The organism is Rhizobium fabae (assembly GCF_003985135.1).
In the GTDB taxonomy this organism is placed as follows: Bacteria; Pseudomonadota; Alphaproteobacteria; order Rhizobiales; family Rhizobiaceae; genus Rhizobium; species Rhizobium pisi.
This window is the reverse complement of the sequence record NZ_ML133647.1, coordinates 160591-175322: the sequence shown is the minus strand read 5'-3', so window position 1 is coordinate 175322 and position 14732 is coordinate 160591. Positions and strand designations below refer to the sequence as shown.

Annotated in this window: 15 protein-coding genes; 8 read left to right on the top strand and 7 right to left on the bottom strand. The window is 63.1% G+C overall.

The features are described 5' to 3' along the window. Positions 1 to 8: 8 nt before the first annotated feature. The gene (locus tag EFB14_RS06715; protein ID WP_125845386.1) at positions 9 to 734 is read right to left on the bottom strand and encodes an ABC transporter permease; all 726 of its coding nucleotides are present in this window, start codon (positions 732 to 734) and stop codon (positions 9 to 11) included. Between the two features lie 107 nt (positions 735 to 841). Then, on the bottom strand, positions 842 to 1684 hold the full coding sequence (locus EFB14_RS06710) for a transporter substrate-binding domain-containing protein (RefSeq protein WP_125845387.1): 843 nt from the start codon (positions 1682 to 1684) through the stop codon (positions 842 to 844). Positions 1685 to 1879: 195 nt separating this feature from the next. Between EFB14_RS06710 and hutC (EFB14_RS06700) the strand changes: the two genes are divergently transcribed. Beyond that, positions 1880 to 2635 (top strand): histidine utilization transcriptional repressor HutC, encoded by a 756-nt coding sequence (gene hutC, locus EFB14_RS06700; protein WP_126823818.1) that lies wholly within the window; start codon positions 1880 to 1882, stop codon positions 2633 to 2635. A 34-nt stretch (positions 2636 to 2669) separates the two neighbouring features. Here hutC (EFB14_RS06700) and hutC (EFB14_RS06695) read toward each other — a convergent pair whose 3' ends face one another. Continuing rightward, the gene (hutC, locus tag EFB14_RS06695; RefSeq protein ID WP_126823816.1) at positions 2670 to 3392 is read right to left on the bottom strand and encodes a histidine utilization transcriptional repressor HutC; all 723 of its coding nucleotides are present in this window, start codon (positions 3390 to 3392) and stop codon (positions 2670 to 2672) included. Between the two features lie 152 nt (positions 3393 to 3544). Beyond that, the gene (locus tag EFB14_RS06685; protein WP_126823814.1) at positions 3545 to 4891 is read right to left on the bottom strand and encodes a formimidoylglutamate deiminase; all 1347 of its coding nucleotides are present in this window, start codon (positions 4889 to 4891) and stop codon (positions 3545 to 3547) included. Between the two features lie 122 nt (positions 4892 to 5013). On the opposite strand from EFB14_RS06685, the gene hutI reads away from it, so the two are divergent. The 6 genes from hutI to EFB14_RS06655 all read left to right on the top strand — a co-directional run bounded on the left by hutI (position 5014) and on the right by EFB14_RS06655 (position 11792). Beyond that, the gene (gene hutI, locus EFB14_RS06680) at positions 5014 to 6276 is read left to right on the top strand and encodes an imidazolonepropionase (protein WP_126823812.1); all 1263 of its coding nucleotides are present in this window, start codon (positions 5014 to 5016) and stop codon (positions 6274 to 6276) included. Further along, a complete protein-coding gene (gene hutH, locus EFB14_RS06675) occupies positions 6273 to 7808 on the top strand; it encodes a histidine ammonia-lyase (protein WP_126823810.1) in 1536 nt (511 codons plus the stop codon). The genes hutI and hutH overlap by 4 nt, the downstream gene beginning before the upstream one ends. Before the next feature lie 94 nt (positions 7809 to 7902). Further along, the gene (gene hutG, locus EFB14_RS06670; protein WP_126823808.1) at positions 7903 to 8709 is read left to right on the top strand and encodes an N-formylglutamate deformylase; all 807 of its coding nucleotides are present in this window, start codon (positions 7903 to 7905) and stop codon (positions 8707 to 8709) included. A 24-nt stretch (positions 8710 to 8733) separates the two neighbouring features. Next, positions 8734 to 10407: a urocanate hydratase gene (gene hutU / locus EFB14_RS06665; RefSeq protein ID WP_126823806.1), complete on the top strand. Its 1674-nt coding sequence runs from the start codon at positions 8734 to 8736 to the stop codon at positions 10405 to 10407. A 5-nt stretch (positions 10408 to 10412) separates the two neighbouring features. Next, the gene (locus EFB14_RS06660) at positions 10413 to 10988 is read left to right on the top strand and encodes a HutD/Ves family protein (protein WP_126823804.1); all 576 of its coding nucleotides are present in this window, start codon (positions 10413 to 10415) and stop codon (positions 10986 to 10988) included. Between the two features lie 174 nt (positions 10989 to 11162). After that, positions 11163 to 11792: a J domain-containing protein gene (locus EFB14_RS06655; RefSeq protein WP_126823802.1), complete on the top strand. Its 630-nt coding sequence runs from the start codon at positions 11163 to 11165 to the stop codon at positions 11790 to 11792. 12 nt (positions 11793 to 11804) lie between these two features. On the opposite strand, the gene EFB14_RS06650 is transcribed toward EFB14_RS06655, so the two are convergent. After that, on the bottom strand, positions 11805 to 12506 hold the full coding sequence (locus EFB14_RS06650) for a DUF899 family protein (protein WP_126823800.1): 702 nt from the start codon (positions 12504 to 12506) through the stop codon (positions 11805 to 11807). A gap of 352 nt (positions 12507 to 12858) precedes the next feature. On the opposite strand from EFB14_RS06650, the gene EFB14_RS06645 reads away from it, so the two are divergent. Beyond that, on the top strand, positions 12859 to 13500 hold the full coding sequence (locus EFB14_RS06645) for an alpha/beta hydrolase family protein (RefSeq protein WP_126823798.1): 642 nt from the start codon (positions 12859 to 12861) through the stop codon (positions 13498 to 13500). Positions 13501 to 13519: 19 nt separating this feature from the next. Here EFB14_RS06645 and EFB14_RS06640 read toward each other — a convergent pair whose 3' ends face one another. Both EFB14_RS06640 and EFB14_RS06635 read right to left on the bottom strand, forming a co-directional pair. Further along, positions 13520 to 14191 (bottom strand): RES family NAD+ phosphorylase, encoded by a 672-nt coding sequence (locus EFB14_RS06640; protein WP_126823796.1) that lies wholly within the window; start codon positions 14189 to 14191, stop codon positions 13520 to 13522. Then, positions 14188 to 14712, bottom strand: a complete 525-nt coding sequence (locus tag EFB14_RS06635; protein WP_126823794.1) for an MbcA/ParS/Xre antitoxin family protein — start codon at positions 14710 to 14712, stop codon at positions 14188 to 14190. The genes EFB14_RS06640 and EFB14_RS06635 overlap by 4 nt, the downstream gene beginning before the upstream one ends. Between the last annotated feature and the right edge of the window lie 20 nt (positions 14713 to 14732).

The window sequence follows — 14732 nt, the reverse complement described above, 5'->3', positions numbered from 1 at the left end:
TCGTCTCCCTACGCCTGGCCCATGGCCGATGCCGGCATGCTGCGGTTGGCGCGGCGTTCCGCGCCGTTGAAAATGCGATCCGAAAGGCTGGTCAGGATCAGATAGAGACAGCCGCCGGCGATGAAGAAGAGGAAATATTGCCGTGTCGAGCCCGCCGCCACCTGGCTGGTGCGCATCAGTTCGGCAAGACCGGTGACGGAGATCAGCGCCGAATCCTTGAGGCTGAGCTGCCAGACGTTGCCGAGGCCGGGAATGGCGAAGCGAAGCACCTGCGGCATGATGATGCGGCGAAGGCGCATGCCGCGATGCATGCCGATTGCGGACGCCGCCTCGAGCTCACCCTTGGAGATGGCGAGGAAAGCGCCGCGGAACACTTCCGCCTGGTAGGCGCCGGAGATGATGCCGACGGCAAGCGCGCCGGCGGCAAAGGAGGGCAGGCCGAGGAAGCCTTCGTAACCCATCGCCGTGCCGATCGACGTGATGGCCGAGGAGCCGCCGAAATAGATCAGATAGATGATCAGCAGTTCCGGCACGCCGCGAAACACGGTCGTATAGACGTTACCGAGCGTGGCGAGGAAAGGATTACCGGAGAGTTTCGCGAACGCGACGAGCGCGCCCAGGACAGCACCGATCGCCAGCGCCGTCGCAGTGACGGCGAGCGTCATCAAGGTGGCGAGAATGAGCAACGCGCCCCATCCCGTCGAGCCGAAGCCAAGCAGTTCCAAACTTGCCATATCGTCCGTTCCCCGTCCGCGGCAGTGTTTTGTGGATTTGAGAATAACACGCGGTCTCCGGCATTAAAGCCGGAGACCGACGCTTACGGCCAAAAGGCCGAAACGCTTTACTGCTGCGGGCTGACGTCGACCTTGAACCACTTCATCGAAAGGGTCTTGACGGTGCCGTCGGCGAGCGCGGATTTGATCGCCTCGTTGAACTTGTCGCGGAGATCCGTATCGGCCTTGCGGATGCCGAGGCCTTCGCCCTCGCCCCAGATCGAGCCGACGATTTCAGGACCGGTGAAGTCGAGCGCGCCGTTGGCGCTTTGGAAGGCGTTGGCGAAATAGACGGCGTCGTCGAAACCGAGGTCGATGCGGCCGTTCTGCAGGTCGAGGTCGCGATCGGCGCCGGTCTTGTATTCGCGGATCTCGGCAATGTCGCCGAAGTTGTCATAGACGAACTTGGCGTAAACTGTTGCCGCCTGGATACCGATCGTCTTGCCCTTGAAGGCGGCCTTCAGCGCGTCGATCTCCTTCACGCCGGTCTGGCCGGGCGTCATCTTGATCGTCGCGCCGGTGCCGGCGGCTTTCGCCAGCGGGCTGTCCTTGGCGGTGGCGAAGGCGGCAGGCGTCGCAGCATAGGGAATGGTGAAGCCGATGACCTGCTTGCGCTCCTCGGTGATCGACAGTGCGTCCATGATGACGTCGAACTTGCCGGCGTTGAGCGCCGGGATCATGCCGTCCCAGTCGGAAGCGACAAGCGTGCATTCGATCTTGGCGCGTTCGCAGAGCACTTTGGCAAGCTCCGGCTCGAAGCCGCCGAGCGTGCCGTCGGCATTGGTCAGGTTCCAGGGCGCGTAGGCGCCTTCGAGCGTGATCGTAGCCTTGGTCCAGTCCTTGGCGAAGGCGGGTGCGGCGAAAGCGGAAAAGGCGGCGACGCCGCAAAACAGGATGGCGCTGAATTTCATAGATGAATTCTCCTCTGAGATTGAAACTGACCTTGCGGCACCGGGGCCGATCTTCGCCGGCTTGCCCTTTCCGCCCTATTTTTGCTTCGAGGACGGATCAGGAGGTTGTATAGGGTACCATATGAGATATTTTGTGATATGCAAGAGGAAAGTCGATTAAAATGGCGAATTCCATTCGTGCAAAAGGAATAGGCAATGAAGCGTTCCGGCGAAATGAAGCGCGAACTGGCGGGAAATGATAGCACGCCGCTCTACGCCGGCGTGAAGCAGGTGATCCTCGACCGCATCCACAGCGGCGAGTGGCCGCCGAAATACCGCGTGCCGTCGGAAAACGAACTGGTGGTCGAACTCGGCGTCAGCAAGATGACCGCCAACCGGGCGCTACGCGAACTCGCCAGCGAAGGCGAACTCGTCCGCATCCAGGGCGTCGGCTCCTTCGTCGCCGAGCGCAAGGGTTATTCGGCCTTGTTCGAGGTGCGCAACATCGCCGAAGAAATCGCCGAGCGCGGCCATGCTCACGAGGCGACCGTCATCGTTCTGGCGCAGGAGACGGCGTCTCCCGAGATCGCCGATGCGCTGGAACTCGAGATCGGCGCGCCCGTGTTCCACTCGCTGATCGTGCACAGCGAAAACGGCGTTCCGGTGCAGATCGAAGACCGTTTCGTCCATCCGGAGGCCGCTCCCGAATATCTCGATCAGGACTTTGCGACACTGACGCCGAACGCCTATCTCACGGCCGCAGCCCCGCTCAGCGGCTCGGAGCACGTTGTCGAGGCGGCGATGCCGCAGGCCTGGGAATGCAAGCTGCTCACCATCCTGAAGACCGAACCGTGCCTGACCATCCGCCGGCGTACCTGGTCGGCAAGGCAGATCGTTTCGACCGCCCGCCTCGTCTATCCCGGCTATCGCTACCGGCTGGAGGCGCGCAGCGGCAAGTTGTTCGAGGAGTGAAAACACCAGCTATCTTGTATATGGAACCTCGCGACTATTGTGATGCCGGTGTGAAGCGCGCCACCAGCGCGTGACGATCTCCCGGATAGGTGAAGCGCACATGCGTCACCGGGCCGGCGCCGCTCCAGGTACGGCGTTCGACGACGAGGCAGGCGGTGTTCCGCGCTATATCGAGAGCCGCAGCCACCTCAGAACCCGCGGAAATCGCATGGATCCGGTGTTCGGCCGTGCTCCACGGTACCTGGTTGAGCAGCCACGGCCCCGGCGCCATCGCCAGGAAATCGGCGTCAGCGGCTTCCGGGACGGTCTCAAGGCTGATCAGCCGTTCCTCCAGGCAGAAGGGCCGCACGCCAGCCTTGTGGATGCAGACGACCTCGACGACCGAGGAAGCAACCGGCAATTCCAGCCGGCGGCTGTCCTCCGCCCTGGCCTTGCGGCTCGTCTTCTTCGAAACCGCATAGGAATAGGGCAGGTTCAGCGACTGGACCTCAGCCTTGATGTCGTGGATTTCGAGGATGGCCGCTTGCGCCTGCGGCTGGGTGACGAAGCTGCCGGATTTCTTGCGCCGCTCAATGAGACCGGCCTTGGCGAGCTGGGTCAGCACCTTGTTGACCGTCATGCGCGAGCAATCATATTGCGTTGCGAGATCGACCTCGAAGGGAATGCGGTATCCCGGCGGCCATTCGCCCGAGACGATACGGCCCTCGATCTCGCTCAGGATGCGCTGATGCAAGGTGGGGTCCCTGCTCTGATTCATCGCCATGTTCCGATTGGTCTCGCCATAGGGCATCTCCGCTTCTCTTCAGAATGCCCTATCTCTTTGTTTTTATGCAACTCCGGCCGCAATACAGCGACGCGCCTTTGCTGGAATTGCTCTAGTTCGAATATCCGGACAGGGAAAGCTCTTTTTCAGGCGGCGAGCAACTCCCCCATGGCGGCGAGGAAACGCCGGTCGATGGCATCGCGCTCGACGTGGCGCCCGCCCGCCACCTGCTTGCGGCCCCGCGCCCAGACGCAATCGACGGAAATGCCGCCTGCAAACAGCCAGTGATCGAGGATCTGGTCGCCTGCGAGATAGGGAACAGCCGTAGCATCGAGCGAAACGAGATCGGCGTAATTGCCTTTGGCGAGGCCCGCCGGAGCTTTCAGCGCGGCACCGCCGCCGGCAAGCGCGTGCGTGAACAGCGAAAGTGCCGTCGAACCGCCGGACGCCGCGACGACATTGCGGGCGCGAAGCGCCAGGCGCTGCGAATATTCGAGCTGGCGCAGCTCTTCCGGCACGGAGATCAGCACGTTGGAATCCGAGCCGATCCCATAACGCCCGCCCTCTTCCAGGAACAGCGGCGCGGCAAAGGCGCCGTCGCCGAGATTGGCTTCGGTGATCGGGCAAAGGCCGGCGATCGCGCCGCTCTTTGCCATCCGCTGCGTCTCGTCCTCGGTCATGTGCGTTGCATGGATCAAGCACCAGCGCTCGTCGACCGGCGCGTGATCGAGCAGCCATTCCACAGGCCGTGCGCCGGACCAGGCGATGCAGTCCTCGACCTCCTTCACCTGCTCGGCGACATGGATATGGATCGGGCCGTCGCCCGCCATCGGTAGGAGCTTGGCCAATTCCTCGGGCGTTGCCGCGCGCAGGCTGTGCGGCGCAAGTCCAAGCTCGGCGCCGTCGAGCCGACCGGTCACTGCCCGGCAGCCCTCCATCAGCCTTTCGAAGCTCGCGAGCGAATTGATGAAGCGCCGCTGGCCGTCGATCGGCGCTGCGCCGCCGAAGCCGGAATGGGCATAGAAGACCGGCAGCAGCGTCAGACCGATGCCTGTCTCTGCACTCGCCGCGCCGATGCGTTCGGCAAGCTCGGCAATATTGGCGTAAGTCGCGCCATCCCTGTCATGATGGAGATAGTGGAATTCGCCGACGCGGGAAAAACCTGCCTCCAACATTTCCGCATAAAGCTTGGCGGCGACCGCCTCGATATGCTCTGGTGTCATCGCCAAGGCAAACTTGTACATAACAGTGCGCCAGCTCCAGAAGCTGTCGTTGGCGGGGCCGCGCACTTCTGCAAGACCAGCCATCGCCCGCTGGAAAGCATGGCTGTGCAGGTTTCCCATGGCGGGAACGAGGAGAGCGTGGCGCTCATCGCCGGGCTCGGGAGAAACGCCGGCTTCAATCCGGGCGATACGTCCGGATTCCGACGTCAGCCGCACGTCCTTCTGCCAGCCTTGCGGCGTCAGTGCCGCCTTTGCGTGAAGTGTGGTCATGACCTTCCCTCTCCTCTTACTGCGTCGCCGATCTTTCTTTTCCAGAAAAGCGCGCAAAATTTCTCTTGTCACCTGTCGATTATGTATATACATGTTTTGGCATAAGGAAAGGCGCAAAGCTGATGACCGGGAACAATTTTTCAGAGGAAACCCCATCCGCCGATGTCAGGCCGGTGCTTTGGCGCAATGCGCGCCTGGCAACGCTTGCGCCTGATAAAGCGGGACTGGGCATTGTCGAAAAGGGCGCCTTGCTCACTGAAAACGGGCACATTGTCTTTGCCGGCGCCGAAGGCGACCTGCCGGCATCCGCCATCGAACGATCCGAGATCGTCGACCTCGAAGGCCGATGGGTGACCCCCGGTCTCGTCGACTGCCACACCCATATCGTTCATGGCGGCAATCGCGCCCGCGAATTCGAGATGCGCCTTGAAGGCGCGACCTATGAAGAGATCGCGCGCGCCGGCGGCGGCATCGTCTCCTCGGTGAAGGCGACCAATGCGCTTTCGGTCGAGGAGCTTGTCGCCGGGGCTCTGCCGCGCCTCGATACGCTGCTTGCCGAAGGCGTGACCACGATCGAGATCAAATCCGGCTACGGGCTGAACCGGACCGGTGAAGTGAAGATGCTCCAGAGTGCACGCCTCCTCGGCCATATCAGACCGGTCCGCGTCGCCACCAGCTATCTCGGCGCGCATGCGACACCGGTCGAATATAAAGGCCGCAACAGCGACTATCTCGATGACGTCGTCCTGCCCGGCCTTGACGACATGCACAGTCTCGGCCTTGCCGATGCAGTCGACGGCTTCTGCGAGGGCATTGCCTTTTCGACGACCGAGATCGCTCGCGTCTTCGACAAGGCAAAGGCGCTCGGCCTGCCGGTCAAGCTGCATGCCGAGCAGCTCTCCAATCTCGGCGGTGCCAAACTCGCCGCATCATATGGCGCGCTTTCGGCCGATCACCTCGAATATCTCGACGAGGAAGGCGTTGCCGCGATGGCGGCTGCCGGCACCGTGGCCGTGCTCCTGCCCGGCGCCTTTTACGCCATCCATGAGAAGCAGAAGCCGCCAGTTGAGGCGTTGCGCCAGGCGGGTGTGCCGATCGCGATCGCCACCGACTGCAATCCCGGCACCTCGCCGCTCACCTCGATGCTGCTAACCATGAACATGTCGGCCACGCTGTTCGGCCTCACCGTCGAGGAGTGCATCGCCGGCGCGACCCGCGAAGGCGCGCGCGCGCTCGGCCTGCTCGGCAAGACGGGAACGCTCGAAGCCGGCAAGTCCGCCGACCTCGCCATCTGGAATATCGAAAGCCTCGCCGAGCTCGTCTACCGCATCGGCTTCAACCCGCTTCACGCACGCGTCTTCAAAGGCGAAAGGAACGGCCGATGACCATCACGCTCCACCCGGGCTCCGTCTCGCTCAGAGATCTCGAAACCATCTATTGGACGGGCGAACCGGCGAGGCTCGATCCCTCCTTCGATGCCGGCATTGCCAAGGCTGCCGCCCGCATCGCCGAGATCGCCGCCGGCAATGCGCCCGTTTACGGCATCAACACCGGCTTCGGCAAACTCGCCTCGATCAAGATCGACAGCGCCGATGTCGCCACGCTGCAGCGCAATCTCATCCTGTCGCATTGCTGCGGCGTCGGCGCGCCGCTGCCGGAGAATATCGTGCGGCTGATCATGGCGCTGAAGCTCGTCTCGCTCGGACGCGGTGCCTCCGGCGTGCGGCTGGAACTGGTGCGGCTGATCGAAGGCATGCTGGAGAAAGGCGTCATTCCGCTGATCCCGGAAAAAGGCTCGGTCGGCGCTTCCGGCGATCTGGCCCCGCTCGCCCATATGGCCGCCGTAATGATGGGCGAGGCCGAAGCCTTCTTCGCCGGTGAACGCCTTTCGGGTGCCGCAGCCCTTGCCAAAGCCGGCCTCGAACCGGTCGTACTCGCTGCCAAGGAGGGCCTGGCGCTCATCAACGGCACACAGACCTCGACGGCGCTGGCGCTTGCCGGTCTCTTCCGCGCCCATCGCGCCGCGCAATCGGCCCTGATCACCGGCGCTATGTCGACCGACGCGGCCATGGGTTCCTCTGCACCCTTCCACGCCGACATCCACACATTGCGCGGCCATAAGGGACAGATTGACACCGCAGCGGCACTTCGCGCCCTGCTCGAAAAATCGGTCATCCGCCAGAGCCATATCGAGGGCGACGAGCGCGTGCAGGATCCCTATTGCATCCGTTGCCAGCCGCAGGTCGACGGCGCCTGCCTCGATCTGCTGCGCTCTGTCGCCCGCACGCTCGAAATTGAGGCCAATGCGGTCACCGACAATCCGCTGGTGCTCTCCGACAATTCGGTCGTCTCCGGCGGGAATTTCCACGCCGAACCCGTCGCCTTCGCAGCCGACCAGATCGCGCTTGCCATCTGCGAGATCGGCGCGATCTCGCAGCGCCGCATCGCGCTGCTGGTCGATCCGGCTCTCTCCTACGGGCTTCCGGCCTTCCTCGCCAAGAAGCCGGGCTTGAACTCCGGCCTGATGATCGCCGAAGTCACCTCGGCGGCGCTGATGTCCGAGAACAAGCAGATGTCGCACCCTGCCTCGGTCGATTCGACGCCGACATCGGCCAATCAGGAAGACCATGTCTCCATGGCCTGCCACGGCGCCCGCCGTCTCCTGCAGATGACCGAAAACCTTTTCGCCATCATCGGCATCGAGGCGTTGACCGCCGCTCAAGGGATCGAACTGCGCGCGCCGCTTGCGACAAGCCCGGAGCTCGTCAACGCGATCGCCGCTATCCGCAGCAAGGTGCCGACGCTTGAAGTCGACCGCTATATGGCGAACGACCTCGCGGCTGCAAGCGAACTGGTGGCGACGGGCGCGCTGAACGCCTCGGTTTCGACTGGCATTCTGCCGGTTCTGGAGGGCTGATCGTGATGTATGTGCACTTGGTACCCCCCTCTGCCCTGCCGGGCATCTCCCCCCTTGTGGGAGGTAATGCCTCAAACGCCGGAGCACTTTGCCCATGAGCGCCCCCGTCTTCGAAACAAGACAGGGCACCTCGCCCATCATCCTCGGCTTCCCCCACACCGGAACCGAGGTACCACCGGCGATTTACGACCGCCTCAACGACAACGGCAGAATTCTCGCCGACACCGACTGGCACATCCACCAGCTCTATGACGGCCTGCTCGCCGACGTCACGACCGTTCGGGCCACCTTCCATCGCTACGTGATCGACGCCAACCGCGATCCGGCGGGTGTAAGCCTCTATCCCGGCCAGAACACCACAGGCCTCGTTCCCCAGACGGATTTCGACGGCAAGGCAATCTGGAAGGACGGGCAGGCGCCCGACGAGGCCGATATTGCGGCGCGGCTGCGGGACTTTCATGCGCCCTATCATGCCGCACTTGCCGCCGAGATCGAGCGCGTCAGAGCAATCCATGGCGTTGCAATCCTCTATGATTGCCACTCGATCCGCTCTCACATTCCCTTCCTCTTCGACGGCAAGCTGCCGGATTTCAATATCGGCACCGATATGGGCAAGACGTGCGACAGCGCGATCGAGCAGGCGACGCTCACCGTCGTCGAAGCCGCCGAAGGTTATGACAGCGTGCTCAACGGCCGCTTCAAGGGCGGCTGGACGACCCGCCACTATGGCCGGCCCGAAACCGGTGTGCATGCGATCCAGATGGAGCTTGCGCAATCCACGCATCTGCAGACCGAGGCAGTGCCCTTCGCCTACGACGCCGCCAAGGCGGACAGGCTTCGCGTCCATCTCAAAGACATTCTGGTGCGCATCGAACAGATCGCGCCAGGCCTGAAACGATAACGATCACTCGACAGGGGAACCGTCATGAACAATCCACGCCACAATATCCGCGAAATCCGCGCACCCCGCGGCAACGAGCTCAATGCCAAGAGCTGGATGACCGAAGCGCCGCTGCGCATGTTGATGAACAATCTCGACCCCGACGTTGCCGAGAATCCGAACGAACTCGTCGTCTACGGCGGCATCGGCCGCGCCGCCCGCACCTGGGAGGATTTCGACCGCATCGTCGCGACGCTGAAGACGCTGACGGAAGAAGAAACTCTGCTCGTGCAGTCCGGCAAGCCGGTCGGCGTTTTCCGCACCCATAAGGATGCGCCGCGCGTGCTGATCGCCAACTCCAACCTCGTGCCGCATTGGGCGACCTGGGACCATTTCAACGAGCTGGATAAGAAGGGCCTTGCCATGTACGGCCAGATGACGGCCGGCTCGTGGATCTATATCGGCACGCAGGGCATCGTGCAGGGTACCTACGAGACCTTCGTCGAGGCCGGCCGCCAGCATTATGGCGGCAATCTCAAGGGCAAATGGATCCTGACCGGCGGCCTCGGCGGCATGGGCGGCGCCCAGCCGCTCGCCGCCGTCATGGCCGGCGCCTGCTGCCTCGCCGTCGAATGCAATCCCGATTCGATCGATTTCCGCCTGCGCACCCGCTATCTCGACGCCAAGGCCGAGACGCTCGACGAAGCGCTTGATATGATCGACCGCTGGACCAAGGCCGGCGAAGCCAAATCCGTCGGCCTGCTCGGCAATGCCGCCGAAATCCTGCCGGAAATGGTTCGCCGCGGCATCCGCCCCGATATGGTCACCGACCAGACCTCAGCGCACGACCCGATCAACGGCTACCTGCCGAAGGGCTGGACGATGGCCGAATGGAAGGCCAAGCGCGAGAGCGACCCGAAGGCTGTGGAAAAAGCCGCACGCGCTTCGATGCGCGAACATGTCGAAGCGATGATCGCCTTCTGGAACGCCGGTATTCCGACGCTCGACTACGGCAACAACATCCGCCAGGTCGCCAAGGAAGAAGGCCTCGAAAACGCCTTTGCTTTCCCGGGCTTCGTGCCGGCCTATATCCGCCCGCTGTTCTGCCGCGGCATCGGCCCCTTCCGCTGGGCTGCCCTGTCAGGCGATCCGGAGGATATCTACAAGACCGACGCCAAGGTACGGGAGCTGACTCCTGGGAATACCCACCTGCACAACTGGCTCGACATGGCCAGGGAGCGCATCGCCTTCCAGGGTCTACCGGCACGCATCTGCTGGGTAGGCCTCGGCGACCGCCATCGCCTGGCACTGGCCTTCAATGAAATGGTCAAGAACGGCGAGCTTTCCGCGCCGATCGTCATCGGTCGCGACCACCTCGACTCGGGCTCCGTTGCCTCGCCGAACCGCGAAACCGAAGCGATGAAGGATGGGTCCGATGCCGTCTCCGACTGGCCGCTGCTGAACGCCCTGCTCAACACGGCGTCGGGCGCCACCTGGGTGTCGCTGCATCACGGCGGTGGCGTCGGCATGGGCTTCTCCCAGCACTCCGGCGTCGTCATCTGCGCCGACGGCACGGACGATGCGGCAAAGCGTCTCGAACGCGTGCTCTGGAACGACCCGGCGACCGGCGTCATGCGCCACGCCGATGCCGGCTACGAGATCGCCCTCGACTGCGCCCGGGAAAAGGGCCTGCGCCTGCCCGGCATTCTCGGGAACTGAGCCTCGTGAGGATCCTGCGCGCCGGCGATCACAAACGCATGCCGTGGAAAAACGGCGGCGGCGAAACGGTGGAGATCGCCGTTTCGCCGGAAGGCGCCGGCCTTGCCGGCTTCGACTGGCGCGTCAGTATGGCAACGGTCGCGACGGATGGTCCGTTTTCGATCTTTCCCGGCATCGATCGCACGCTGGCGATCCTCGACGGCAACGGCATGGTGCTCGATATCGAAGGCAGCACACCGGTGCTGCTGACGATGGCAAGCGATCCCTTGGCTTTCCCGGCGGATATCCCCGTCGGGGCCAGGCTCCAGGACGGCGCGATCACCGATCTCAACGTCATGACGCGCCGCGCGGGGCTCGGTCACACGCTCAGCCGGGTCGACGTTGACGGCAACAGAATCGTGGCCCTCCCGTCGTCGACGTGCCTGTTCCTCTGCCACCTTGGCACGCTGTCGTTCCGGTGGGATGATGATACGCACGCGCTTACCGCCGGCGATGCACTGCTGATCGAAGATTCGGTCGGAAAGGTGCTGGAAATCGACGGCGAAGCTCAATGTTACCTCGCCTCGATCACCGCAGGCTGATCTTTCGACAACAATTTGAAAATATTAAACAATCCAAGAATGGTCGGGGCATTTCCCCGACCATTCCAATATCGGACCATGGACGCCATTCCTGCTTTCGGTCTAAACTTTGCCCTTCTGATGCAGAAGAAGACCTAGACTGCCCGCGACATTGAGGGCAGCAAGGGAGAAGGCGTGACGGATCCTTACGAAATTCTCGGCGTTGAACGCGATGCGAACGAGGCGCAGCTGAAGGCCGCCTATCGGCGCCTGGCCAAAGTCGCCCATCCCGATTCGGGCGGTGATACCGAAGCCTTCGACAATTTGCAGAAAGCCTATGGGCTGCTTCTCGATCCTGTCCGCCGCAAGGTTTACGACGATACCGGCTACGACGTCGAACTCGCCGACGCCGCCGAGTTGCAGGCGCTCGTCATGATCGAGAAGCTCGTCACCGACGCGGTGCTCGACGAGCGCGCGCCCGGAAGTTTCGATCCCGTCGCCGTCATGCAGGACAGTCTCTCCGAAGAACTGCGCAAGGCGCGGTTCAGCAAGAGCGAGCTGGAGCGCCACGCCTCGCGCATCGGCCTGCATCTGGAGCGGCTCGAAAAACAGTCCGGCCGCGATGTGCTCGCCCACATGTTCCGCGCCCGCATCGAGGCGATCGCCAAGGCGGTCGCGGAAACCGAAGCGAAGATCAAGGCGACGGAACGCGCCGCCGACATGCTCACCGGCTATGTCTATGACATCGATCCGCCGCCGCTGCCGGAGACAGCGGTCACCAACATCGAATGGGTGGAAGGCGCGAGGAGCCGCTCCACCGGCTGACGGCAGTTGGCTTCAATAAGACAGCTTGGGATACCAGTCCGCCGCCCGGCCCTCCGGCGTCGTATCGAGCACGGTCCAGAGCGGCATCAGGTCAGGCGCACCGCGCGGGTCCTCGCCGGGATCGGCCGTCGCCTGGCCCATCTCCTCGCTCCAGAAATGGCGGATAGTGCCGTCGCGCCGCGTGAAGACATTGAAGGCGGGGTCATCGCTGCCACCTTTGCCGATCGCGCGATAGTCACGGCTATAGTCGTCCGTCAGATCGGAATAGAGCGGCAGGTGATGCCAGCCGCGCTCCTTCTTGAAGTCAAGCAATTTTTCGATCGGCGAGCGGGCGACGACGGCAAGGGCGACACGCTGCTGGATGTCGGGCACTTCGCCGTCCCAGGCCGACAGCAGCGAGGTGCACATTGGGCATGGGCGCTCGCGCTCTGGGCCGAACATGTAGCTGTAGATGATCAGCGTGTCTTTGTCGGCGAAGAGCTCGGTGAGGGACACGGGCCTATTGCTGCCTTCGAAGCGGTATTCTTTCTTCACCTCGCCGCCCGGCGGCAGCGCCCGGCGCTGTCTCGCCACGCGCTCGATATGGCGGCGCAATTCGATCTCTTCGGCCAGCAGTGCATCGCGGGCGCTGCGATACGCCTCGCTCTCATTGGGGAAGCGGGCGCCGTTCTTCGCCGCAAGCACGGCGGCGGGTACCAGATGTCGATTATCCATGACGATATCCTCTTTCTGTTTTGCCAGACGCGCGGAAGCCGCAGGTGGAATTCCAGCACATCGTGAGAATGACGAACGACGGATGCGAAAATCGACTGTGCCGATGCGAAAAAACCGCTTTCACAAAGCCGGAAAGCAAAAAGGGCGCTCGACCCTTTCGGGGAGCGCCCTTATCCTGTCGGACAGCGGACCGTTCGACGACGTCGATACCGTACGCATCCATTTTTCAGGCAGGGCCGGTATATGTACCTTCTGCTTCACTGTTTCAAGGGCGATTCTGCATCATGGCCATCTTCTTCGAGAAAAGTCATGGCCACTGATATGGTTCCCGCGGTGAAATATAGGATTTCCGATGCTTGACAGATTTCTGCTGCAGGGGCCTCAGGACGCACGCTTCACGATCCTTCTTGCCCACGGCGCCGGCGCGCCCATGGATTCGGCATCGATGACATCGGCGGCAGACGCGCTTGCCGGCGTCGGTTTCCGTGTCGCCCGTTTCGAATTCGCCTATATGGCGGCCCGCCGCACCGAGGAAGGACGCAAGCCGCCGCCGCGCGCAGAAACGCTCAATCCGGAATATGAGGCGGCCGTTGCCGAACTTAGCGCCAGCGGCCCTCTGATCATCGGCGGCAAATCGATGGGCGGACGGGTTGCCAGCATGATCGCCGACGATTTGCATGACAGGGGAAAGATCGCCGGCCTGCTCTGCCTCGGTTATCCCTTCCATCCGCCCGGCCAGCCGGAGAAGCTGCGCACCGGTCATCTCGCGGGGCTGACGACTCCCGCGCTGATCTGCCAGGGCACGCGCGACGAATTCGGCACGCGGGACGAAGTGCCAGGCTACGATCTGTCCGACAGGATCGAGATCCTCTGGCTCGAGGACGGCGACCACGATCTCAAGCCGCGCAAGAAGATCTCAGGCTTCTCCAGCGCCGATCACCTCGCCACAATGGCGAAGGCGGCAAAAGCATGGGCCGAACGCCTGCCGGTTTAGAGCCTCGCGGCTGTCGACATCAGGCCGCGAGCTTTCTGATGTCGATGCGGCGGTCGGTGGCGGAAACAGTGATTTCGAAGTGATCGGCCTGCACCACATCTTGAATGTTGCGCGGCCGGTGGGCGACGACGTTCACGCCGCCTCGAAGCCGGACACTGTCATAGAGGATGCCGGCCCGGCCTTTCGAACGCACCTGCTCGCCAAGCACCTGCGACGCCGCGTAGCTGGTGCCGTCATAGATATCGGGCCGCAGCGTCTGTTCTCCGCGAATGTCGAGGTAATCGCCAAGCAGGGTGGCCGCGTAACTTCTGTAGGTGCGCGCCATCGTCGCCATCCCGCGCGCGACAGCCTCGCGCCGGAGATGGTGGCCAACCTCGGCGGCCGCTGTCTTGAGATCGTCGGCGGCGTACCAGGCGCCGAGATCGGGACCGTTGAACCGCATGCCACCCGGCGCGACATGCAGGAAGGACGCCATGACGATACTGGCATTCGGCGTGCCATAAACCCATTCCTTCTCCGGCAGCCGCTGGATGCGGTCAGTAACGAGACGGTCATTGGTCCATCCGACGAGTTCCATCACCGCTTCGAGATCGGCTGCCCTCGCCACCGTCTCGAAAAGTCCGATCGGCGGAAATTGCGACGGGATCAGCCGGTACGATGGGCGCGGCGCCTGGGCAAAACGCTCGCTCACCGGAAGACGATGTCCGCATCTTCGTAAGGCGTGAAAGCTTCGTCGAGCACGTTCGGCTGCATGTAGACGCCGCCTCGAGCGCCGTCGAGAAACCGCCTTACCGTCATCAATCCGTCCTGGGTTCCGTTGGTCACGACATCGAGCGGCGGATGCCCGCCGAAAACGGGCGCCTGATGTGGCATGCGCAGCCACTCGACGCCGGCGCGTTCATCGGCAAAAAGCACCCCGAGTGCCTGATGAATGCCGAGTACGGCCGAGATGCGGGTCAGCGTATCGACATCGAGGGTAAAAGCGCCGTGCTCGCGCGCCTGTTTGGCCCAATTATGGTAGGTCGAACGTGAGGGATAGCCGAGGACGAGCAGACGCTGTTCCTCTCTCAACCCCCAGAGGTCGGCGATCGCCAGGAAGGTTCGCAAGGCCGGCGCACTCAGCCTCCTGCGGTTTGCCGGGGCGAAGCGTTCGGCATCCAGCCGTTGCGGCCCCTGACCTTCCCGTTGCTGCTGATGTCGCGCATGCTGCATGAAAGCAACTCCTGTCCTGA